Source organism: Brucella ciceri (genome assembly GCF_041930145.1).
GTDB classification, from domain to species: Bacteria; Pseudomonadota; Alphaproteobacteria; order Rhizobiales; family Rhizobiaceae; genus Brucella; species Brucella intermedia.
This window is the reverse complement of the sequence record NZ_JBHEEV010000019.1, coordinates 1-21,930: the sequence shown is the minus strand read 5'-3', so window position 1 is coordinate 21,930 and position 21,930 is coordinate 1. Positions and strand designations below refer to the sequence as shown.

Here is a 21,930-nt window from a genome sequence, read left to right as displayed (position 1 = left end):
ACATAAGCCTATCCTCAAGCCTGTGCTTGAGCCTTCCTGCTTATGCTGAGTGTCCGGTCGAAAGTGGGGGCAGTTCAACGTCTGCACTCACGACGACAGGTTCAACCATCCTGACCGGGCTTGATGATATGCCCAAAGGGATATTGTTATGGCGTTCAATCCTGCAATGGATCGGCGGCATCGGTATTATTGTCATGGCGCTTAGCGTTCTGCCTGCCCTGGGCGTCGGCGGAATGCAGCTGTTTCGCTCTGAATCCTCTGACGTTTCCGAGAAGCCCTTTCCAAAGGTCCGGCAGCTCGCACGTAACATCCTCCTCGTCTATCTCACACTGACGCTCGCTTGTGCCGTCGCTCTTGGAGTGGCAGGCATGTCAACCTTCGACGCACTCAATCATGCCATGACGACAATCGCGACCGGGGGTCTTTCAACAAAGGATGCCTCGATTGGCTTCTATAACTCTTTACCCATAGAACTTGTAACCATAGTGTTCATGATAGCTGGAGCCTTGCCGCTGGCCTTCTATGCAGTGGTTTTGATGAGTCGAGGCCAACGCCGAACTGTGGAAGGCCAAGTGGTGCCTTTCATGGCAATTCTTGCTTCAGCAATCTTTGCCTGCATGTTGTGGAATATTTCGCAAGGAATGGAAGCGGGCGAGGCGCTTAGAAAATCTGCCTTTAATGTCACTTCGATCCTGACCGATACCGGTTTTGCCACAGACGATTTTTCCGCCTGGGGAAGCTTTGCTGTCGGTTTGTTTTTCATGCTGTTTCTCATTGGCGGATGCGCCGGTTCGACGGCAGGAGCAATAAAAATCTTCCGTTGGCAAGTACTTTTCGGCAGTGCAAACCGCTCACTCAAGCTGGTGCTTTACCCAAACGTTGCTGCATCTGTTCGCCTTAACCGGAAGCCTGTTAGCGACATCGCAATAAGCAATGTTAGAAACTTCTTTTTCCTTTACCTGATGACCCTACTGGTCATGTCGCTTCTGGTTTCTGTAACCGGTCTTGATTATCTTTCATCTATATCTTCCGTCGCACAGGCAATGGCGAATGCCGGGCCAGGACTTGGGCCGGTAGTTGGGCCTGCAACTAATTTTGCATCAATTCCGGATCTGGCAAAATGGCTAATTGCAATGTCCATGATAATGGGCCGACTTGAACTGGTGACATTCTTCATAGTTCTGCAGCCTTGGTTCTGGCAGCGATAGACATCCTGTGGCAACAAAGCCTCTGAGCCGTTGGCTTGGATTTGACGTCAGACAGCCAGCCATAAACTACAGGATTGTTCCGTCGACAGTTTGAGTGGACCTGATTGTTGTTGGTTAGCGGCGTAATTGTGAAATATCCGGGAGGTCGGATTGCGAATTGCGATTGGAACGCTGGGTACCAGAGGTGATGTCCAGCCTTATCTGGCGTTAGCGCGCGCCCTTACAAACCTGGGGCACAAGGTTCAGTTGGCAGCACCGGAACAGTTTTCGGAATTAGCAGCTCTTTATGGAGTTGAACTCGCACCATTGCCCGGAGATTTTCTGGCTCTCCTCAACTCTCCCGAAGGGCAAAATGCGGTTGCCAAAGGCCGAGGATTTAGTGCCGGCTTCACGCTACTGAAGCACGTAAAGCCCATAATGGAACGCCTGCTCGAAGCAGAATGGAGCATTACACGCGATTTCAGGCCTGACCTGATTGTTTACCATCCGAAGTCTCTGGCTTCGCTCCATATGGCTGAGACTCTCGGAATACCGGCGATCTTGGCATCGCCCATTCCCGGATTTACACCCACAGCCGCATTTCCAAGCCCTTTGCTGCCCTTCCGGTCACTCGGTCCTCTGAACAAGCTGAGCCATCAATTGGCGATAAAGGGTGCCGACATTTTATTTGCGCGGCCTTTAAGAAAATGGCGAGCCAAATCGCTAGGACTTGGTAGCGCGCGCATCAAGCTCAAGCCAGACGCGACGGTTTACGGCTACAGTCGACACGTCGTGCCGATACCAGAGGATTGGAATGGATCCACTTTTGTATCAGGTTTCTGGTTTCTTGATGAAGGTGCACAATGGCAAATGCCCGCCCCGCTTGCAGCCTTCCTGCGTGCTGGTGAGAAGCCGGTGTATGTCGGATTCGGAAGTATGCCGCCATTTGAACCGGACAGATTGACAGCAATGATAACAGAAGGCCTCAGGCTGGCAGGCAAACGAGGTATATTATTGACTGGCAACGGTGCTCTCGATCCAAACGCAGCCGCAGATCATGTCATCTGCCTCCCCTCCGCGCCACATGACGCGCTGTTCCAGCAAGTTGCTGCCGCTCTGCATCACGGTGGTGCCGGCACGACAGGTGCATCACTCCGGGCTGGCTTGCCGACCGCCATCATGCCGTTCTTTGGCGACCAACCATTTTGGGCCCGTCGTGTTAAGGAACTCGGCGTCGGCCCTCCTCCTATAGACCGGAAGGCAGTGACATCAGACCATCTGGCCCGGATATTCCGCGAACTTGACGATCAAAACATGCAAAAGAGAGTCGGTGATCTGGCGAAAAAAATCCATCGCGAGGGCGGAGTTGAGGCCGCAGCCCGCTTTATCGATGTTCATGCACGCAATCTACGGCTCTCCTGAGGCAAGCTCATCCCACGTGACCATCTCGAAGTCGTAGGTATAGCAGCGTTAGTACACATTGTCGGGGCTACGCTTCAGAAGTCCATATACCTCTTCAGCTGATTTTTGCTGCCTCAGCGATGAAAGAAAACTTTCCCGTTTCGTCAATCTGCAAAAAGATTGAAGAATGCGCAGATGTTCCGCCATATTCTGTTTCGGAGTCAGAAGGAGAAAAATCAGATCGACAGGCAGATCGTCCGAGGCATCATAATTGACAGGATAGTTCAGAACCGCCAGCGTCGCTCTCGGTCTAACCAGACCATCTATAATAGCGTGTGGCACGGCAATGCCTGCTCCAATACCGGTAGAGCCGAGCTCTTCCCGCTCGAGCAACAATTCCAGTATAGCTTCCGGAGTTGTCCCTGTTCCCCGTGCAACGAAAATAGCCAGATCACGCAAGAGGTCATCTCTGGAAGACGGAGCCAGATTGGTCATTATGTCCTGCGGGCCAATTATTTCAGTCAAGTCCATGGCAACGCTCTTTCAGAACTTTTTGTCGACCCTGAACATCGGGCGAAATGTCCAGTATACTTCATGGTGCCGAAGCCGTTACCGCCAAACGAGCCAGCAGTTCAGCGAAGTGCTCACCGTTTGTTTGCTCGTCAACTGCGAGCTGTTCTTGCAGCAGTTTACCTATGCCTGTCATTGAGGGACTGAGCTTACGGCGATCAGTTTTCGCTGCATCATTTGTTGCGTTGAGATGGCCGGCCGGATCGGGTTTCTGGTTAGCCGTCACTGCCATTTCCCTCAACTGACCGCTTTGCGTCGTTTACTGAACCGCAGGACCAGATAGCCTGACAGACCGGCCAAAACCGAACCGCCCAGTATTCCAAACTTCACTTCGTCCTGAAGTGCTGGATCATCAAATGCCAGCAGTCCGATAAATAGGCTCATCGTGAAACCGATACCGCATAAAAGGGAGGTACCCAATGTCTGCGTCCAACTCGCCATTGCCGGCAGATCTGCCAGTCTGGCTTTCACCAGCAAAAACACGGTACCGAATATACCGACAAGCTTTCCAAGAAGCAGTCCCAGGCCGACACCGAGCGTGATTGGTTGCGCGAGCGTGTCCAGACTTACACCGTTGAATGAAACGCCAGCGTTAGCGAAACCGAAAACCGGTATTACGAAAAACGCAACCGGCTTGTGCAACAAATGCTCAAGACGATGAAGCGGAGAAACATCATGGCCGGCCTCGGGCACGCCAGGCGTCACTTTGATCGGAATTGTCAACGCGAGAACAACCCCGGCCAAAGTCGCGTGAACGCCGGACATAAACACCAAAACCCATAGCACCACGCCTGAGACCAGAAAAGGCACAAGCGTTAATGTACCGCGTCGGTTCAGCCCGACCAAAAGAGCAACAACTGCGGCGGCTCCGGCCAATGCATAGAGATTGATATCGGCGGTATAGAAAACTGCGATTATAATGACAGCGCCCAGATCATCAATAATAGCCAGTGCAGCAAGGAATATTTTCAACGACGATGGAACGCGCGACCCGAGCAATGAGAACACGCCAAGAGCAAAGGCAATATCGGTGGCTGATGGAATAGCCCAGCCTCGCAACGCCTCCGGATTATCCCGGTTAAAAATAACATAGATCAAGGCTGGTACAATCATGCCGCCTGCTGCCGCAGCTCCGGGCAGTATCCTGCGGTTCCAGGACGATAACTGTCCGTCGAGCATCTCCCTTTTGATTTCCAGACCAACGAGCAGAAAGAAAACTGCCATCAGTGCGTCGTTGATCCAGTGCTGAATGCTCAAGGGTCCTAGATAAGTATGCAGGCCTGAAAAATACCGTTCTGCAAAAGGGGAGTTTGCGACAATCAGCGCCAGGACGGCTACCCCCATAAGTACTATTCCTCCGGAAGCTTCATTGTCGAGAAACTGGCGGAGTGTAGAATTGATACGCCCTTGAGAGCGTTCATTTTCAGTCATTAATCTGCGTCCCTGTGAAAGGTTGTAAGCTTTCTCCGTATCAGGGCTGTATCCCTGGCGCACGCAGCACACGCCTTCAGAACAAAGGTAAAACCGAACTACAAAAAATCCAGTTGCAAGACCGCTTTTTCGAGACTGCTCTGCAATGTTCCACAGTTTTCAATAAAAAACCCGTCGATCATACTTAACCCGATCGGTGCGGATTTTCTTAGGATGCGGCTCCCGCCGCCTCCTGACTGTCAACTTCAATGTTGTCTGGCTTGGTATGCAAATGCTGGATAAAGTTCGAAATCGCGGCAGGTATCGGAGCGGCACAGCCCAACGGCTTCAGCATAGTGCGTCAATCCGGGAAAACCGGAATAGGTGCTGACGTCTTGCCAGCCCTTGGCGTCAAGCACCTGGGAGCCGTCTCGCTTAAAACAGGTACGGCTCCCCTCTTTGACAATCAGATAGTAAATGACGACCGCTAAAGCGGTCGACTTTGGTTCCGCCAGTGAGGGAGAAAGAGCGCTGCCCTCTCCCCCTCGCAATTAAAAAAACGGTCTCCCCGTCTTTCCTGGCGAAATCGTGCCAGCTGAAGCCTTCGTCCCCGTCCGCGTTCATAGTAGCGATGCGTCATGACCTTGTCTTCGACCATTCGCCCCCTATGAAAAAAGCTTCAAATTGACCGTGCTGTGAAAACGGCCCCTAGATTTCGCGTTGACATCGAATCTGGCATACTTTTCCAACGATGCCACAGTCGGCATCAGGACTTGGCTTGGAGCACGACCCGGAAATGGATTTTGCCTATCACCGCTCACTGAAGAAAACTCTCAAGGCATGTCAAGAGTGGCTGACCTACCCGGGCAATCCAGAAAGGCCGGCGGAATATTCGGCTGACCTGCAGGGATGGCTGGATGCGCCGGAGCGGCCGGCCAAGATGCCAGGCAATCCTGTTGCCGATCTGGGGCACTACTACGGCATGGCCACCTGTGCGGCCTATGGACGGCAGGACCTCGGGGATCTGGCCCGGCTCATGCACTGGGCTGTGGCCCTGCGTGCTCTCGACCTGCGCATGAATGGAATGTTCAGTGAGCGCCGCCCCGACCTCGGCAACTGGCCCTGGGAGTTCTGGGACAGCATGAATGCGGCCGGCCCTCTGATGTTGTTCGAGTGGGAGCTGGGGCATATCTGTGCCGAGCGTTTCATCGAGATGGCGGAAAAAGACGAGCGGGTGAACCGCCCACCGGCGACGCGGATGATCAACCACAACACCAACGACGTGTTCCTGGTCGGCCTGTTTTCGCAGGCCTTCGATATCCCCACGAGCTTCCAGCCCCGCAAGCCGCTAATCGAGCCCTACCAGCAGCTGCTGGATGCCTGGCGCACAAACGACGAGTCTGTGTTCCAGACAGCTATGCAGGCCGCGTCCGAATTTCACATCACTCGCTCCAAGAGCAGCACCGGTAGTAAGTTCTACGAGTTCGACACTGCATTTGATCGCCTGTTCCCGGCTGAACTGCTGGCCGTGCAGGCCCTGCGCCAGCGCGATGGCCTGCCTGCCTTCGAGGCTGGGCACCTGTTGGTCGACGGCCCCTGGGCGGTGATCAAGGACTTGCCCGACGCCGAGCCGAATCCGTTGACGCTACAGGTCGAGGCCCAACTTCAGCGCGACTATCCCGAGTTCCGATAACGCTTCACCCTTTTTGCGAGGAGCGCAGTCATGACCCATCCGCCTTCCCGCGCCGCCGAACTAGGGGCCGGTTCCGGCTGGGGCGAAATGAAACTGCAAGACCATTTTGACTGTCCCAATTGAACCGGCTACGATTTTCATTCAGAAAGCTCTTGTCCCTCAGCTCGCAGGGACAGCGCACCACCAACCTCCGGGCAACAAAATATTATGAATAGCAGCATATTCGCCAATAAACGCGCCATTGTGATGGGCGTCATTGCGGGCATAGCTTTTTTCGCAGCAGCGCAAGGCTTTTTCGTCCTGCGATGTCCACAATATGCCGAATCCCAAGATGGATCAGTAATGGTCCGTCCGATTGTGAAAGACGATTCAACCCGCAACATGACCATGAGTGTTATCGTTGCTCTGGTCGGCGGTCTTTATGTCGCTCGGGCGCTTCATAAGCGTTCAAACAAAGCGTGATTTTTTCGCATAATCTGTCATGTTGGGGCTCCGCATGCATTTCTGCAATAATACCCGCGGAGCCACACATATACCGCACAACGCCCCGCAGATGGGGCCGAATTATTGTTAGGCCGCTATGACAAGACATACAGTCTTTGCCGCTATAGTTGCGCTGCTATCCGCCGGCTGGATCGCTCCGCTGCTTCTGGGCATAAACGCATATCTGTCGTTCTGGCAGGCTGAGGGCTGGCCATTGCTACGGGGAGAAGAGCCTATGAACTCATTCCCGTTCCTGAGTTTCTCAGCCCAATGCATCCGGGTAGCGCTAGTTTGGTTCGGGGTTGTTGTGTTTTTCTGGTCATACAAGGGCTACAATTATGCAGGGACAACCGGTCGCAAAAATCTGGTGCGAAAGTCAAACTTGTGCGACTGACTTTTGCGACACGTCGCGGCCCGGATGCCGGATCCGCTGCGGACGTGGCGCAGGTTTCAGATTTCCGCGACCCCTGCTATCGAGAGCGATAGATTCGATCTTTGTTCTCTGGGTTGACCATTTTCATAGCTTCGGGCCAATCGGCCCCGTTACCGTCAGGGGCGTGTTGCGAGACAGGACTTCAACCAGGGCTGCACTTCCAGCTCTGCAAGCTCGGTCTGTGAGGCGGGAACAGCTTCATAGTCTGCAAAACAGTCTCCGTTTGCCCTCGCCATGTCGCTGAGCTTGCCGTCGCAAAGTTCCAGGGGCTTATCAATTTGTTGCCAACCTTCCGCGCATTCGGTGTCGGTCTCCGAGCCCGGTCGACCGCAAACTAGCGTGCGCCGCGCTTTGGTCTCAGAACTGGCGTGCGCTACTACCCTGCCTTCAAACCCTTGCCCGGAGGCGAAATAAGACCATGTCCCGCAGATACGGTCGCCAGTTTGAATAAGAAGGTAGCGGCTGCACTCATCAGGCGAATCTTTGCTATCGCAGGACGCCCAGGCGCCCGCAAAGGAGCCACCAACCGCGCCCGACGGAGCTGAATGCTCGCTTGCACCTTCAGCCGAGGTTCTCCGTGTCGCGTTGCTCTCTTGTCCGACGCTCGGCCAGGCACAGACCACACATCCCAGCAAAACTATCAATCCAAAAGCGCGCATTCGCCACCTCCATGTGTTTGTCGCAAAAAAAACCACACTCTCAGCCCGTTGCCAACCATCTGCACTGTTCGATGGCTGGCTTTTCCATAATGATCGCGAGCCTGCAATTATGGGCTGCGTTCATTCGGAAAAGCCTCCGACAAGTGACTGATTCTGAAGGACGAAAAAGGTGCATAAAACTGGTTCTGGCATGATCAATTCGCGCGTGACAAAATCGCCTCGACATGGAATAAGAGCATAAATTCTATTTTCTGGTGTCGCTCGATGCTTAACCGATTGCCTCTGATTGTTTTGTTATCCTGTGTGTCGTTTCTCGATATACCGCGCGCTTTGGCTGAAAATCGCGACAGTGCCGATATCGTCAAGGAAATCGGGAAGTTGGCCTTACCGGGAATGCCTGTCGCTGAAGCCGTGACCAATTTGAAAAAAGCTGGATATCGGTGCGGGAAAAGTGAGCTTGCCATTGATGATCCGAACGCGACGCTATGCAGCCGTCAACGCTCTTACCGGGTAATGGCCAGTTGTATCAGCCAGGTGCTTCTTGTGCCTGCGAGCAATGGCAACGTTGTGGAACGGCTGGATATCCGTGAACCAAAGTGCGCGGGGCTGTAAACAACGAAGTTCAGACTTGAAGGTTTGGTGACGCAGCATAATCTGGTAGGCGGACAAATCGGATAAATACCGCATCTGCCTTGAATTTAATTGGTTTTGGAGATTACATGATCAGAACATCGATATTGGCTGTATCGCTTGCGGTCCTTGCTGTACCAGCCTTGGCGCAGGGTGACGAAAACAATCGCGCAGGTCGTTACGAAAGCGAAGGCGGAGCGTCTCTCACGGTGGACCTGACGCATAAGTCGGGCAATGATTATTCTGCCGCTATTTCGACGACGGTTGAAATGACCGATAAATTGCCCGGTTGCGGTGGAAGCCTGAAAGGCGATGTCACCATTACCGGTGCCAGCGCAACCATGTCGATCCCAAACGAAGGGTTCATTGAAAGCAAAAAAGAGTCCTTGCAGAACAGTCGTTTTTGCAAGGTGAACTTTAAGTTCACCGATCAATACACGTTGAAGCTGGAAGAAGTTTCCGGTTGCTCTTACTACCATGGCGCCAGCTGCGATTTTAATGGCACCGTCGTGCATGAAGCGAGCGGAATTTAACCAGGGCCTGCAAATCGGCCATCTACCAGAGCTTTAGAGGTTCAAGAAAAATGGCGGCTGTCGCGTGGACAGTCGCCATTTTTCGTCTTGACCCTCCTCTTACAGAAGATCCAGTTACTGGCCGATCGCCTTGGCCGACAACGTGATCGTGAAGTACTGATCGCGGTTGCTTTTCTCTACGGTCGACAGCTGGGCTATACCGTAATCAGCGAATTTCCCCTGCTCGAAGTGCGGATAATACCCTTTCCAGAAATAGCGCTGCTGCGTATCACCGGCGCTCATCTTTTGTGCAGACAAGCCAGCAACAAAGCGGGTGTCCTCTTCGCGATCGCGTGCTGTGAGAGCGACGCGAGCCTCGGTCATTTGCCAGTGACACACGCCGCGCCCATAGTAATCCTCATCCAGAATCATATCGGCATACACCGTACCAACGTATTCGGTCGCCGAAACAGGCGAAAGACGGAATGGTTCATGGCTCGAGATAACGGGTACGTTGCCGGCAAGCCAGCGGGTCTTGCCACATTTGCCCGCATTGCGGACATCGAACTGCATAGTACCCTCTACCGACGCAAACAGCGCGCCACCTCGATCCGCAGGCGCGATATCGGAAACATTTTCGAGTTTCATGCGGATTTCATAAGCCCGTTTCGGGCTGGGATTAAGTTTGCGCAAAGGTGGCTTGGAACCGCTGACTTTCGTAACAGGAGTTGTCTGCTCTGCGGCATAACCTGGATAACCAAAGCCGGTGGCGAGAAGGATTAGCGCCAGAGACAATCCGGATAGTCTGGAAACAAAAAGTGAGTGAACGGCCCGATTCAATTTCGATCTTTCCTTCGTAAGAATTCGACAGCGCTTTACCTCGATTAACACGTCTTTCGTTATCGCGAAAATATCTTTCTGCCCTGCACGTCCCGGAAAAGCCAATCTAACTTTACTGGATGCAGATCACTCATTTTCAGGTCACCATAGCTTGCCAGAAGCTAGTGGCATTATTAATTATTCCTGCTTTCTGTTGTATCCTGAGGGCGCGTACTGAACCAAACCCCATTGCCATGGCCGTTGGCACCGCAGAATTCGCTGGAACCTGTCGCGCGCAACCTGTGTGAGGAATGGAGAATCCCGTCCCGTAGGTTCAGCTCGAGCTGTTCGCCCGCTCCAAGATCGATAGTCAGAACGCCACTCACAAGGCGGCCCTCGCCGGAGAGCTCGCAGGTCCATTTGAGAAAGTCGATATCAACCGGATTGGCGGACACGGAGTATCTACCGTCCGCAAGGTGCTTTATCTCCAGCTCGCCGGAAGCATTACTCCAGAGCCCGGTCAACCGATCGGATGCGAGCGACATACGCTCAAGCACCGCCAAACGCCAGGACAGGCGACCCCGAAGATCCGAACGATCCTCCTCTGTCAGGGTCGCGCTATCCGCCAGAATATAAAGGTCGCGCCGGAGACTCCGGCGATATCTCGCCTCATCCTCGTCCAGCGCCGCTGAAGCGGCGGCGTCGACCCCTTTCTGGCTTTTCAAGTCGCCAATGCGGGTGTCAATTGACCGCCGCAGAGCTGCAAGCTCAGGGTCACTCGCAATTGTCGCTTCCACAATGGCGAGTTCGCGGCTGCAATCTTCATAGCGCACCCGACAATCGAGCCGTTGCGAGGCATTGTTGGCTGCGACGGGTAGCGGCCCGAACGTGCTCTGCGTATAGCCATCCTCGCCCGTCGTCCGCATGATTTTGCCCTCACAGATGCGCAACCGGTGCACATAGCTGTTGTTGTATTCCATTTCCTGGAGATCGTCACGACGGCGACCGTGGTGATACCAGACCGTGGCGTCGTAAGTCGCACTATTACGGGCGGTGTGGCGAATTCCGTCGGTGATCAGGCGTACCTCCGACACCTCACCGTTAGGCGCGATGCTCTTCGACCTGATCTGTGCCTGATTTTCCGAGTGAAAGGCGTCGAGAGCAACAACACACGCACTGTGGGACCCGTATTCCTCGTCGACCGGTGGCAGTGGCAGCTGGCCGCTGGCATGGACCAGCGTTGACGAGCACAGCGCCAAGCAGAAAATCATCGTTCTCATTTGGAATTCGAATTTTGGCATTGTTCCATCGCTGAGGAGTATCTTCGATCATGACTGGTTCTTAAACGGATTGTCGTCGGGCCGCGCACCCGACGATCGCCCCATGTCTGAAACTGTGAGCTCGTAGCGCAGGGGACGATTGCCCCGTTTGAGTTCCGAAACAAGAAGGAAAATCCTCTCAATCTGGCCGTAGTCTGTCTCGTGTCCAGGCTCCCTCCGCCATTCCATCATCCATCGCAAACCGGAATGCTTGGCGCGTAGGGCCTCAATATCCGGCGGACCGACAAGATCGAGATATTCGGCCTCAGTGATCTCGCGCGACCAGTCGGCCAGATCATATGGGCGCGAGACAAGAGGAAGATCGAAGCTTCGAATAAGGTCGTAACCGTTAGCGCGGATTCCAAGTAGTGACAGGACAATAGGAAACTCCCGATCTTTGCTCGCGGGATGGTACAGAACCGGTACCGCGAAGGTCACGGCTACGATACTCTGAACCCCCATAATTTCGTTCTCCTGTTTCTCTAGTGGAGCAACCATGCAGATCAAAATCTATCGGTTACGGCGACGCCACCACGGCAGTTCATGCTAAAGGAATTCTTGCAACGAAACCCCAGAGATCAGGCTGCTTCTAACCAGCTGAAACATTTGCGACAAAGCGTCTAGTCTTGCTGTCTCTGAGCTGACCGCACGAACGTCCGCTTTCCGTCAAAATTGACAAACATAGCATGATGCCGGAGAAAGTCACCTCCGAGAAGTCCTGTGGCCTCGAAGTTTAATGCGAAGACCCGCCAAAAATGGCTGAAGCCAGTGCTCGGGGTCGTCCATCCAATCAGCATTCATCACCAGCTCCCTTCAAAAGCTGGTCCCTTATGAATCACCGAAACTCCGCGGAGGGAAGCGCTAAATAATCAATCTGCCAAAGTAGTGCTAGGTGACCGACTCATAAGATCGAAGCCAAATACGAATTGAAGTAAGTCCATGTTCATATTGCGTTCGACCTTAGCGTGTCTGCCGGAACAGATTGCTCCGGCCTAATCCGCTGCAGGCTGATCAACTCGCGCACTTTTCGACGTGTTGTCACTACGAACAAGCTTCTGCCAGCAACGAGAGTCCTTTCTTTGCGCCAGCCAGCGGAATGTTCTCCGTATCCTCAGAGAGCGTGACCCTAAGTGTCTTTCCGTTGAGAACCTTCAGCAGGTCTCCTTTCAGGGATGTCTCAGCGCCAAGCATGACCTGGTTGTCGAGCTCCTGTTGCTCAGCTAGCATGGACAGCGATATCTGACCTTTCTCCGATGCAAATTCGACTTCAGCACGCATGCCATCGCGCACCCGGTCCCGGTCATCTACATAGTTCACAGAAAACTGACGATCTTGTATGTCGCAAGTGAGGATCAGGCTTTGCATTCCGGTCTCGGGTATCTCGTAAGAGAGATACAAGAACCTGCTTTCACCTTCGCGATATTGCCAGCGCATCTCCTGTGCCTCAACTGGAAACAGGGACCACAATCCAGCGGCAACTGCCGCAATAAATCCAAGGTAAGATCGTTTCATATTATTGTGCCTCTTTTATTAACCAGCCGACCGTCTGTTATAGACGACCACCGTTTGGCTGCGCAGGAGATAGTGGGTTGCATCAGCTATGAATGACATTATCCGGCAACGCAAGAGCTGGTTCGTTCGACGTCAACTGGCCAGCTATAGCGCTACGTTCAGGATGAGACGCGAGCGACAAGCTGGATGAGATTCTTATGTCGCTGTCACGCTGACGTTATCAGGTAGATTGTCGCTAACAAGTTCTTCTTCGTTTCCTGATTGGGGGCGGAACAAGAATTGTGCAGAATCGTATGTGGCCCTTATCAACCAAAGACAGCTACGGATGACTTGATGATGCCGCGGCCATCCAGGCTTCGTCGCATTTGCCGACCGGTGGCAGCGCGGAATACTTGCAGCAATTGCAGTGCCGGCAGCACTCGCGACCAGAGGGTTTTCATGCTTTCCTCACCATTTCGGCTTTTCCGCACAGCTTGGCCAACGACAATGCGCTGGGACCAACGGAAGCCGATCTCATGGAAATATAGAGCGGCAAGTTCCGGGCTGATATGATGAAAAACACCTGCGATGGTTCGGCGGACCCGAGCGTTAAACCCCTCAACTGAATTAACGTGGGCGGTATCTCGGACATATTCACGGCTGGAGTGATTGACGGTCTCGTGCGCTGCGAAGCTTTCGCCAATGGCCATGAATGCCTTTGCCTCGTCACTCATCAAATGTGCCTGAAGCTCGACTTGTGGCGCAATCGCACCTACGGCAGCTCGCAATGAAAGCCCGGTAACAAGAGCGGCGCGCGCGTCGCCAGCGATGGAGCCGGGAGTACCGTCTGCTGGTCGCTGAACAATAGCCACGACTGGTGTCTTCTGCGTTTTTGCCTGCGGCATCTTTCAGGCGATGGAACATCAGGATGTCTGCGTGGCCTGCCACCAAGATAGAAATGGTCAATCTCTACCGTGCCGTCCAGCATGTTTTCGGGCGCCACCATAAGACGCAGAGCATGGCCGATCCGCCAAGCTGCAGACTGGCTCACCCCGAGTGTTTCGGCGAGACGAACGGAGGACAAGCCTTTGTCCGACTGCAGCAATAGCCATATCGCCCAGCCAGGTACTCAAGGGAAGTTTCGTGGCGTGCAGGGGCGTATGTGTTGTCGCCGTAAACTGGAAACGGCAGCCGCCGCTGCAGCATTGATACAGACCCGGTCTCGCGCGGCACTTGCCGACGTCGCGGCCAGCTATCGCGATCGAGCGCTTGTAACCACAGGCGGGACAGATCCTGCCATTCGACCATACCATACTTTCCAGCAAACGACGGCAATGCTCCTCGTCCCGAAACGCGGTGACCATGTCATCAACAGTCCGAATATTGGAAAGTGTTGCCAGCATCATTTCAGACATACTTATCTCCAGCAGGACTTACCGAAGAATCGCATGCAAGTCCCTATATTACAAGAAATTTGCTGTCTTTCGTTGATAAGGACCCCGTACGGTTTTGCACTGCTCTTGTTCCGACTCCCAATCCAGGACTCCGTTCGAAGGGACTCTTCTTAGATGTCGGCTACGTCGCGCAGCCGCACGCCGGAGAAGTTGGCCGCACTCAACGCATCAAACATCGCGCGGCTGCAGATGGGAGGTGCCCCCATGTGATCCTGTCGGAAAATACGGGCATCACCCACAACATCCTGCTTGAACACCAAGCTGGCTCCGCCAACGAGGCTATAAAGTTTCTCGTCCTCGCCGGTCTGATAATTGTGGTCGAGCTTGATCCTGACGCGAGAGGAGGCTTCATCCAGGGCATCGAGTCTGCGCAGTACATTGCCTAGGTAGTACTGAGGGCCGGGACTCCCGTCAGCAAGGCTGAAGTTGCATGCCACAAATGCAAACGCCTCGGCGTCCATCTGCTCAAACAGTCTCTTCAAAGGTTCCGACACAACCCATAAGCCAGCGAATTCTTCCAGATCGCGTGGCATTACGCCCTTCTCCGGTACATGAACCAGGTGGGGACGCTCCAAATACTGATCTTGCATTCCGTTAGGAGGCGAGACGACATTCATCCCCGCATGGATCAGCTTCTCTTCGTTGGCGATTTCTATGCCGGAAACCCTGCCGTTGCCCAATAAGCTGGCGTCGATCAAGAAAAATTCGCCCTTATGAGGTGCGGCTTCGGCTGAAATTCCAATGGCAGTCAGTTGGGTCACGGTGGCGGGCGGACTTCCAATGTTTCGCTTCGATCGACCTGTAGGAATCGAACTTTTCGATGACCCGAACACGGATGCCCCTGCTGCCGGAGGATTTCCAGCAATGATTCATCACCCTCCATCTGCAACATTCCATCTGCCCAACACACAAACTGAGATACTGCAATTGGCTCAGCTCATACCAACTTCAAAAAGCCGTCTTGGGCCGAGCTTCGTTCAATACATCGACCAATTCGTCCGCGCCACTATTTGTAAGCTGCTTTTTCATCTCGTCGTCCCTGTCGTGAACGATAGGACGATATCTACTGTGCACCAGGCAGCCCATTTGAATAAGCTTCCATATCTACTGCGAAAACCCATCCCTGCGGGCAATCAAGGTAGCCTTTGATACTGTCCGGGCGGCACTTGGCCATAATCGTCTGGTATCTGGTTGGCAGTGGCGCAGGCTTTTTGCATCGCTCTCCACCTTTGCATTCTGGACCGTAGTCCATCGGCAGTGCCATGAATAGTATTCCGTATCGTGCATACCTACCTGTGCGGCGGCTCTGATACAGACCAGTTGATTTGGTGCCAATGCTCCTTCAGTCTTGCCCTTGGTGCCAGTGGTGGCAACATCTTTTCTCAGGGGCGTGGATTTGTCGTTGGTTCTGCCAAAATAGGCTGCCTTTGCACAATCGCCATAAACACGCACATTGTAATAGTCACCGCGCTCAGTATTGCCAGCAACGCAATCGCCGTTTCCGTTCGCACCGCAATCTATGCCAGCATATCGCAGTAAATCTGCCCTGTCACGGCTGGACAAATCACCTGTTTCACTCGCCCCAGCTATAGAATGGGAAAATAAAAATATTGCCGAGATTAATCCGCAGGAAATGGCGCTTAAGCGGTTCCCAGAAAACAATTTGCGAGCTCCGAAGTTTACGAATTAATCCACAATTCAACGATCATTTTCCGAGCAAATCCACACTATTTCGTGATGAAGATCAACCGTATTTCACGGGACAACGAATATATCTTTACACTCGATAATTCAGTTGGAGTTTTCTCCCGATCATTGGGGCTCTATACGCTCAATTGGTTAAGCTGTGAGCATTTTTTCAATGGTATTGGACGTATGTCCGCTCTTTATCGTCGTCCACGTGGTGTTTGCGGCATATCTGTAGATGAGGTTCAAAATCGGGACTGATTTCCATGTTCCTGCTACCCCGGACAATGGCACCGTAACGCCCCCAGATCATGACTGCATATTCTGCCTGGCTATGTCCACCAGCGAGCTCTATTCTCCCGATCACAATGGAAACGTCCGATAGGTGATCGTTAGTTCCGTGAGCTTTGGATCTGGCAAGGTTCTTGTCTTGTTCAACATGCCGGAGAAGACTGCTGAAATAGCTCGGAAACTCAACGTGCGTCGATCGGGCGGACAGTTGGCCGCTCGACAAACTCTTCGTTTGCCATACTGGATAAGCTTTTTAAGAAAGTCTCTTGCGCAGTCTAGCTTTTCTGATTTCAAGTGTCGTGCGAATCTGTTGAAGAATTACCATGAGGTTTGCTATCAGGAGAGTTCTTTGAAAAATTCAACCAACTGGGTGTTGGGCGCGACAGCTCTCCTGACGGTGTTTGCGAAGCCAGTGTATGCTGCGCCTGAAGCGACGTCTTCCACTGTGAAAATTCCTGCAGAGCGTATGCAATGCGCTTTCAGTGCATGGACGTCGTTCCGTGCAAACGCACCAATCAAAGTGCGTGCAGAACCCAGCATGACCGCAGAAGTAGTTGGACATTTGCCTGTATCGCGGACAAACGATGACGCCGACACGGCTAGTACTGAGTTCAATGTCGTTGAGGCGCAGTCTGGTTGGCTCAAGATAGAAAATGCTTCGGACCCTGTGGAGCCCGACGAGGATGGGCGAACTTTGCCATCCCAGGTGCTCTATCAGGGTATTGGCTGGGTATCTGGGGAGTTCGTCCAGGTGGGTATACAATCTGCCTTGGGTTATGAGCGCCCAGACGCTGGCAGTGCTCTCCTGGTTGATTTTGGAGATGACTGGCTTACCGACGTCGCAGAGATTACCGCGATCAGGGGCTGCTCGGCTGAATGGCTGCTGATTGAATATCGCCTTCGCAGTGTCGACGATGCTTCGGAAGCTTCGCAACAAAGCACGATCGGTGACCGGAAAACAGGGGCGGCATGGTTCCGCGGAATCTGCAAAAATCAGTTCACGACCTGTGATATGAAGTCGGTAGATCAGCGCAAGTGAAAACGAACAAGGTAAGAAACCTCAAAAAGATAGGCGAACCTTTCGAGACGCTTCCAGAGTGTCGGCAAGTCGTCTCGAATATCCGGTTGTTTAACCTGAACGTTTTTAATTTGGATGCGCCCGCAAATAGCAGTAATTGGTGAATTCAGATGAAATGTTGATAAACATGTGACGTGTTGATTTTTTGAAAAGAAATCATTGCAAACTCTCGACAAGCGACGCTAAAGAAACAATGGTCATCATCGAGTGTAGAATATGAATCCTGTCAATCATTGCTTCAGTTTCATTGTATTATTAGCGGCATTCGCATTTTGTTGCAGCCCGGCCAATGCTCAGGCCGGTTTCGATTGTAAAAAAGCATCGACGGAGACAGAAAAGGCGATTTGTTCTGACCCGGAGATTGCTGAATCCGACCGGGGAATGACGGTTTCATATAAATCGCTTCTTGACAGGACAGGAACGAAGTTAAGGGAAGCGCTTCGTGCAGATCAGGCAGCCTTTCTCAAAATTCGGACAGAGGCTTTTGAAAGTAGTTTAGCCAATCGCGATATGAGGATGCAGAAGCTGCTTGATTACACCGATATGCGGGCAGAATTCCTTAACTGGATCGCTGTGACCGACCAGTTATCTCTTGAAGGCACCTGGAGCAATGCTCAGGGCTCTGTCGTCTTGAAGAGGAAAGCATCTGGTGGTCTGGCAGTGCAAATTGATGTCGCAGATCAAGCTAACGGAAGTTGGGTTTGTAGTTTCGAGGGCGACCTTGAGCAGGGGTACACGGATGAAGCCAAGCTGCAAAGCGCTGGTGGCCCCCTCGTGCTGCGTCTTGATGGAGCTACCTTGAAGATTCCAACGCCCTTTTGTGACGGCTCGACATCAGGTGGTTTCGGCTCTGCGGCAGGGACTTATTTTCACGTCGGCGCAAGCCCGTCTTGATTGCGATCAGTTGTATGTCTGCAATGCGTGCTCCAGGATTCGCAAAGAGCACGGTACCGCCCAACAATAGCTGGAACTTCGAGCAATCTTGCTGAGATTACTTAAATCAGGGGCATTCATGAACTTCGCTTTTCGCTTCAGATCGGGTCGACTGCTTCTTGCACTGGGTTTGCCCCTTGCCTTGGCAATGCCCAACGCGACCGTATCGGTCCAGGGACAAACTCTCGTTGAAAATGGCTCAGCTGACCCCGCATCGATAGAAGAAAGCCTGAACGTCTGGGAACGTCGTCTCGTTCAGGAGGGCCTTGTCCTTACCGGATATTACAATGGTTTTGCGGATGGCGAATTTGGTCCAATCAGTCGCAATGCCATTGCAAACTACCAGAAGGATCGCAACAGGCCGGCCTCCGGAAGGATTTCCGGCCAAGATGCGCTCGAATTGAGCGATGTTGCCTTGAACCTTCGCAAACAACTGGGATGGGGGTATCTGGATAACTCGCTTTCCAGGATGACGCTGTCTTATCCTGGCGCAGTTTTGACAAAGCGTGATGAAAATCAGATCGGGGGGGAGACATTACAGTCCGGTGACGGTTCGATTGTGTTGAAAACTGCGCGCTTTGCCAATAGCAGCTCGAGCGACTTCGAGCTTCTTTACGCCAGATTTGTCAATGAAGATGGCAATGCGATTACGTATAAAGTCAAGCGTCCCAACTGGTTTATTGTTTCCGGGGCTAGCCAGAACCGCAAATTCTACACACGCTTCGAAGCGAGCGGCGATGAAGTTCGCGGGTATGATCTCAGCTGGAACGAAGATGAAAACAGCAAGCTGATCGACAATATCTCGGTATTGATTTCGAACAGCTTCCACCCGTTTGGGGAGAACACATCGGATGGGGATCCAAGCTACCCCACATTGATCCGTCTTGCGAATGCTGCGGGTGCCGATGCACCGGCGACTGCGCCACAGCGACAAAGCACGACAGACCAGTCTACGGCATCGGCCGATACGCAACCGTCTCGGACTGCTTCACAATCCACTTCAACTGGGCTTACTGAACAGCGTGAAGATGCCCTTCCTCCACCCACGGATGGCTCCTTGGTCACCACGGACGGAAAAGGGCTGCGTTTCGTCTACCATTATTTCCCGCCGCAGGATGCCAGACTCGATTACGCTTACAAATGGGCGAGCGATACACATCTTTTCCTCAATATTCCGGAGATCAATGCGCTGGACGGGCTTTTTGTGACTCCGCGGCAACTGCATTATGTCACGCGCCAGTGCGATACGATAAACGCGTTTTACGATCCGCAGAACAGCGCCATTTTCCTATGTTATGAGATGATTGACGATCTCCTGAAGATGGGACAGGCCTTGTCGAAGGATGCTTCTGATCCTGACAGCTTGACCGTGGAATTCGTCAAGAACAACCTTCGTTTTATTCTCCTGCACGAATCCGGCCATGCCTTGATAGACCTGCTGGATATTCCCGCTGTAGGGCGAGAGGAGGATTCCGTTGACCAATTGGCCGCTGTCCTTCTGCTTATGGGTGTTGATACCCGTGAATCCAGAAATGACATCGCGCGTGTCCTTCAGCTGGCGTCGGTCTGGTTCAAGATCAACAGCCAGCTGGCAAATACGCCGGATGTTCGGTCATTTGCTGATGAACATTCCCTCGATGCGCAACGTTATTACAATCTGCTCTGCATCGTTTATGGGCGAGATCCAGAGAATAACCGTGCAATCGTGGAAAACGGTATGCTGCCAAAAGAGAGGGCTGCGCGCTGTCAGGACGAGTCATCGAAAATCAGCCGTTCATGGGCGCGCTTGACCGTGCCCCATTTTTCCCCGCGATTCAAACCAAAGGAAGATGACGGTCAGCCCCCCGCGGGAGCCACACCTCCAGGACAACCTGCCGCCAGAAATCCGCTCGAATGGGATCGCAAGTCAAATCCGTTCGCAAACTAGGTTACAGACCCATCCAGTTAAATATTGGGAATTACTGATCGAAGCATGAATCATTTGTCGGGAGGAACTGATTTACATCCAGCATACAGGTCAGCCGCTTTCTGGGACGGCCATAGAAAGGGATTGAGGTATGCTGTCAAGTGAACACTGTAAATGGTATTATTTAGGAGTTAATACTCATATGAAACGTTCCAGTCTTATCCTTGGTTGCATGATGACCATGCTAACGACATTGCCTGCGGTCTCATCAGAAAAGCCTTTGATAGAAATGACCGATGTTGATCGTGACACGGTACCGGCTGGCACACCCGCTGCGTTTGAAGTTGCATTTCCACAAGCAAGCCAGAATGAGGCGGTACGCAAAATTGGAGACGACAATTTTCATTTCGTACCTCTTGCATTCATCCCGCTCTCCGACACGAGAACCGCCCTTGTAAGCACCGGTGCAAATGAATGTACAGGAGCCGCCTGTTCCGGGATGAACGCGGTGCATTATCTTGATCACGAAGCCGGAGAACCCAGATATCCGTTCACACTTCGTGGGGAGTGGTTGAACGTTGGAGCCGTTGGGTCTGTCGGGAATCCGGCAGAACGATGGGGATGGTCATCGGATATCAGTGATGCTCCGGTTCTCTACACAGAAGGTGGCGGTGGTGGACAAGGGCTCTTTTGCTATTACGCCATTCTGACTGAGCTTACGGATTCGGGGCCTGTTGAGCTCGCCAGGATTCCAATCGAATATTCCAATGCGAGCAGCGACGACAATTCGGCACAGATCAACGGTGCCATTACTGCCGCTGAGAAAGGCCGGAGCCTCACCGTTTCCTATAAGAGCGGCACGGAGACGTTTCAGGAAATCTACCATCGTGCAGAGGACGGTCGCTTCAGGCTTGATGGACAGACACGCGTTCCAAGCTGCTGATTAATCCCCGTCTCCAGAACATGGAGACCTAAACTTGATCATACATCTTCTTTAAATAAACCGCTGATAGACAGGTGAAATCAATGCTTGCAAACGTATTCCCTATTCTGCGTGTGATAACAATGGTGTCTTGCGTCACGGCAACGGGTGTGGCGATGGCCGAAACATCTGCGGGCGAGGATATGGCCGTAAAGGAAATCAGCCAGTTGTCCGAGGCCGATCTTGATATAACAACGCCGGGTGGAAAATCTTTCATCCGGAAGATTGCATCCGAAGCAGGTACGGCCTGTGCATTGCCGAGCGACAACCGGCTCGATTTTGAACAGATCTGCTCATGGGCGCTGTCTGCAGAAACCGGGTTCGACATTTTAATTGGCATAAAGGACAACAGGATCGTCAGCTTTGTTTCGCCTTTCACGCCTGAAAAGGACAATCTGTGGGAATGCAAAGCCACGCTGCAGGACGTACCTGAGAGCGATATGAAAACCTGTAATGTCAGGTCCGCTTCCCCCGAAAAACGCCAGCATTGGGCATCAAGCTGGGCAAGCTATCTGGACTCAATCAACTAGCAATTTGCCAGGATAGTTAAACCGGTATCGCCCTCACAAGCGAGCAAGCAATCAGGAATTCCCCTCAGCTCTATCCAACCTTTCCTGACCGGTGGGGTAGAGCAATCTGTCTCTTGATGATCTCGCTTCTTGTAAGCATGAGCGCGCGCCCGCCTTGAGCGGCCGAATGTAGTCTAGTTGTTGCCAGAATCCTCAACGTATCGCGAAGTTGCCAACAGGTACGAGTCGAGATCACGGGATCGCACGGCGCGGGACGCGCGCGTCATTCCCGGACTGAGACTTGCCGCTCCAGGTCATGATTGCGGTTAATGGTCCGTCTGGCCTGGCAAAATGCGCACATCCTGCATCACAGACCGCGTCAGGAATATCTGCGGCCTGTGTCGCACTGACCTGCCACTGAGAATTTCCTCCAGAATGGATTAGATTCCGGCCCAATAAAGGACGGACGAATGAAGAAGCAGCG

The 21,930-nt window shown here is 52.8% G+C and carries 20 protein-coding genes and 1 pseudogene; 11 read left to right on the top strand and 10 right to left on the bottom strand.

Going from position 1 to position 21,930, the window contains the following annotated elements:
- Window positions 1–1,208: TrkH family potassium uptake protein (locus JNC63_RS21305; protein ID WP_374846760.1), on the top strand; the 1,208-nt coding region annotated here is incomplete at its 5' end.
- A 150-nt stretch (window positions 1,209–1,358) separates the two neighbouring features.
- Window positions 1,359–2,609 carry a glycosyltransferase gene (locus JNC63_RS21300; protein WP_075041713.1) on the top strand — a complete coding sequence of 417 codons (1,251 nt, stop codon included), beginning with the start codon at window positions 1,359–1,361 and terminating at the stop codon, window positions 2,607–2,609.
- A 48-nt stretch (window positions 2,610–2,657) separates the two neighbouring features.
- On the opposite strand, the gene JNC63_RS21295 is transcribed toward JNC63_RS21300, so the two are convergent.
- The 3 genes from JNC63_RS21295 to nhaA all read right to left on the bottom strand — a co-directional run bounded on the left by JNC63_RS21295 (window position 2,658) and on the right by nhaA (window position 4,589).
- A complete protein-coding gene (locus JNC63_RS21295; protein WP_075041714.1) occupies window positions 2,658–3,119 on the bottom strand; it encodes a PTS sugar transporter subunit IIA in 462 nt (153 codons plus the stop codon).
- A gap of 61 nt (window positions 3,120–3,180) precedes the next feature.
- Complete coding sequence (locus JNC63_RS21290; RefSeq protein WP_075041715.1) at window positions 3,181–3,384, bottom strand: hypothetical protein; 204 nt, start codon at window positions 3,382–3,384, stop codon at window positions 3,181–3,183.
- A gap of 11 nt (window positions 3,385–3,395) precedes the next feature.
- Entirely contained in the window at window positions 3,396–4,589 is a 1,194-nt protein-coding gene (gene nhaA / locus JNC63_RS21285; RefSeq protein WP_075041716.1) for a Na+/H+ antiporter NhaA, read from the bottom strand.
- A 757-nt stretch (window positions 4,590–5,346) separates the two neighbouring features.
- Between nhaA and JNC63_RS21280 the strand changes: the two genes are divergently transcribed.
- From JNC63_RS21280 to JNC63_RS21265, 4 genes are all read left to right on the top strand, one after another.
- Window positions 5,347–6,261, top strand: a complete 915-nt coding sequence (locus JNC63_RS21280; protein ID WP_374846759.1) for a hypothetical protein — start codon at window positions 5,347–5,349, stop codon at window positions 6,259–6,261.
- Between the two features lie 207 nt (window positions 6,262–6,468).
- Window positions 6,469–6,723 (top strand): hypothetical protein, encoded by a 255-nt coding sequence (locus JNC63_RS21275; protein ID WP_075041719.1) that lies wholly within the window; start codon window positions 6,469–6,471, stop codon window positions 6,721–6,723.
- Window positions 6,724–8,100: 1,377 nt separating this feature from the next.
- Window positions 8,101–8,448, top strand: coding sequence for a hypothetical protein (locus JNC63_RS21270; RefSeq protein WP_075041721.1), 348 nt, complete (start codon window positions 8,101–8,103; stop codon window positions 8,446–8,448).
- A gap of 107 nt (window positions 8,449–8,555) precedes the next feature.
- On the top strand, window positions 8,556–8,999 hold the full coding sequence (locus JNC63_RS21265) for a hypothetical protein (RefSeq protein ID WP_075041722.1): 444 nt from the start codon (window positions 8,556–8,558) through the stop codon (window positions 8,997–8,999).
- Between the two features lie 114 nt (window positions 9,000–9,113).
- Here the strand turns inward: JNC63_RS21265 and JNC63_RS21260 are convergent, their stop codons facing one another.
- The 7 genes and pseudogenes from JNC63_RS21260 to JNC63_RS21230 form a co-directional block, all read right to left on the bottom strand.
- Entirely contained in the window at window positions 9,114–9,818 is a 705-nt protein-coding gene (locus tag JNC63_RS21260; protein ID WP_139309259.1) for a hypothetical protein, read from the bottom strand.
- A 173-nt stretch (window positions 9,819–9,991) separates the two neighbouring features.
- Window positions 9,992–11,098, bottom strand: coding sequence for a hypothetical protein (locus JNC63_RS21255; RefSeq protein ID WP_075041724.1), 1,107 nt, complete (start codon window positions 11,096–11,098; stop codon window positions 9,992–9,994).
- 27 nt (window positions 11,099–11,125) lie between these two features.
- Window positions 11,126–11,578 (bottom strand): hypothetical protein, encoded by a 453-nt coding sequence (locus tag JNC63_RS21250; protein WP_075041725.1) that lies wholly within the window; start codon window positions 11,576–11,578, stop codon window positions 11,126–11,128.
- 579 nt (window positions 11,579–12,157) lie between these two features.
- Entirely contained in the window at window positions 12,158–12,628 is a 471-nt protein-coding gene (locus tag JNC63_RS21245; RefSeq protein ID WP_075041726.1) for a hypothetical protein, read from the bottom strand.
- A gap of 305 nt (window positions 12,629–12,933) precedes the next feature.
- Window positions 12,934–14,022 (bottom strand): annotated as a pseudogene (locus tag JNC63_RS21240) (IS1595 family transposase).
- Window positions 14,023–14,171: 149 nt separating this feature from the next.
- The gene (locus JNC63_RS21235; protein WP_170873249.1) at window positions 14,172–14,822 is read right to left on the bottom strand and encodes an imm11 family protein; all 651 of its coding nucleotides are present in this window, start codon (window positions 14,820–14,822) and stop codon (window positions 14,172–14,174) included.
- Window positions 14,823–15,165: 343 nt separating this feature from the next.
- A complete protein-coding gene (locus JNC63_RS21230; protein ID WP_374846757.1) occupies window positions 15,166–15,723 on the bottom strand; it encodes a hypothetical protein in 558 nt (185 codons plus the stop codon).
- A gap of 424 nt (window positions 15,724–16,147) precedes the next feature.
- On the opposite strand from JNC63_RS21230, the gene JNC63_RS21225 reads away from it, so the two are divergent.
- The 5 genes from JNC63_RS21225 (at window position 16,148) to JNC63_RS21205 (ending at window position 21,467) form a co-directional block, all read left to right on the top strand.
- Window positions 16,148–17,077 (top strand): SH3 domain-containing protein, encoded by a 930-nt coding sequence (locus JNC63_RS21225; RefSeq protein WP_247644421.1) that lies wholly within the window; start codon window positions 16,148–16,150, stop codon window positions 17,075–17,077.
- 255 nt (window positions 17,078–17,332) lie between these two features.
- Window positions 17,333–18,010 (top strand): lysozyme inhibitor LprI family protein, encoded by a 678-nt coding sequence (locus tag JNC63_RS21220; protein ID WP_374846756.1) that lies wholly within the window; start codon window positions 17,333–17,335, stop codon window positions 18,008–18,010.
- 118 nt (window positions 18,011–18,128) lie between these two features.
- The gene (locus tag JNC63_RS21215) at window positions 18,129–19,976 is read left to right on the top strand and encodes a DUF4344 domain-containing metallopeptidase (RefSeq protein ID WP_075041728.1); all 1,848 of its coding nucleotides are present in this window, start codon (window positions 18,129–18,131) and stop codon (window positions 19,974–19,976) included.
- Window positions 19,977–20,157: 181 nt separating this feature from the next.
- Window positions 20,158–20,898, top strand: coding sequence for a hypothetical protein (locus JNC63_RS21210; RefSeq protein ID WP_247644422.1), 741 nt, complete (start codon window positions 20,158–20,160; stop codon window positions 20,896–20,898).
- 83 nt (window positions 20,899–20,981) lie between these two features.
- Window positions 20,982–21,467, top strand: coding sequence for a hypothetical protein (locus JNC63_RS21205; protein ID WP_247644423.1), 486 nt, complete (start codon window positions 20,982–20,984; stop codon window positions 21,465–21,467).
- Window positions 21,468–21,930 lie beyond the last annotated feature (463 nt).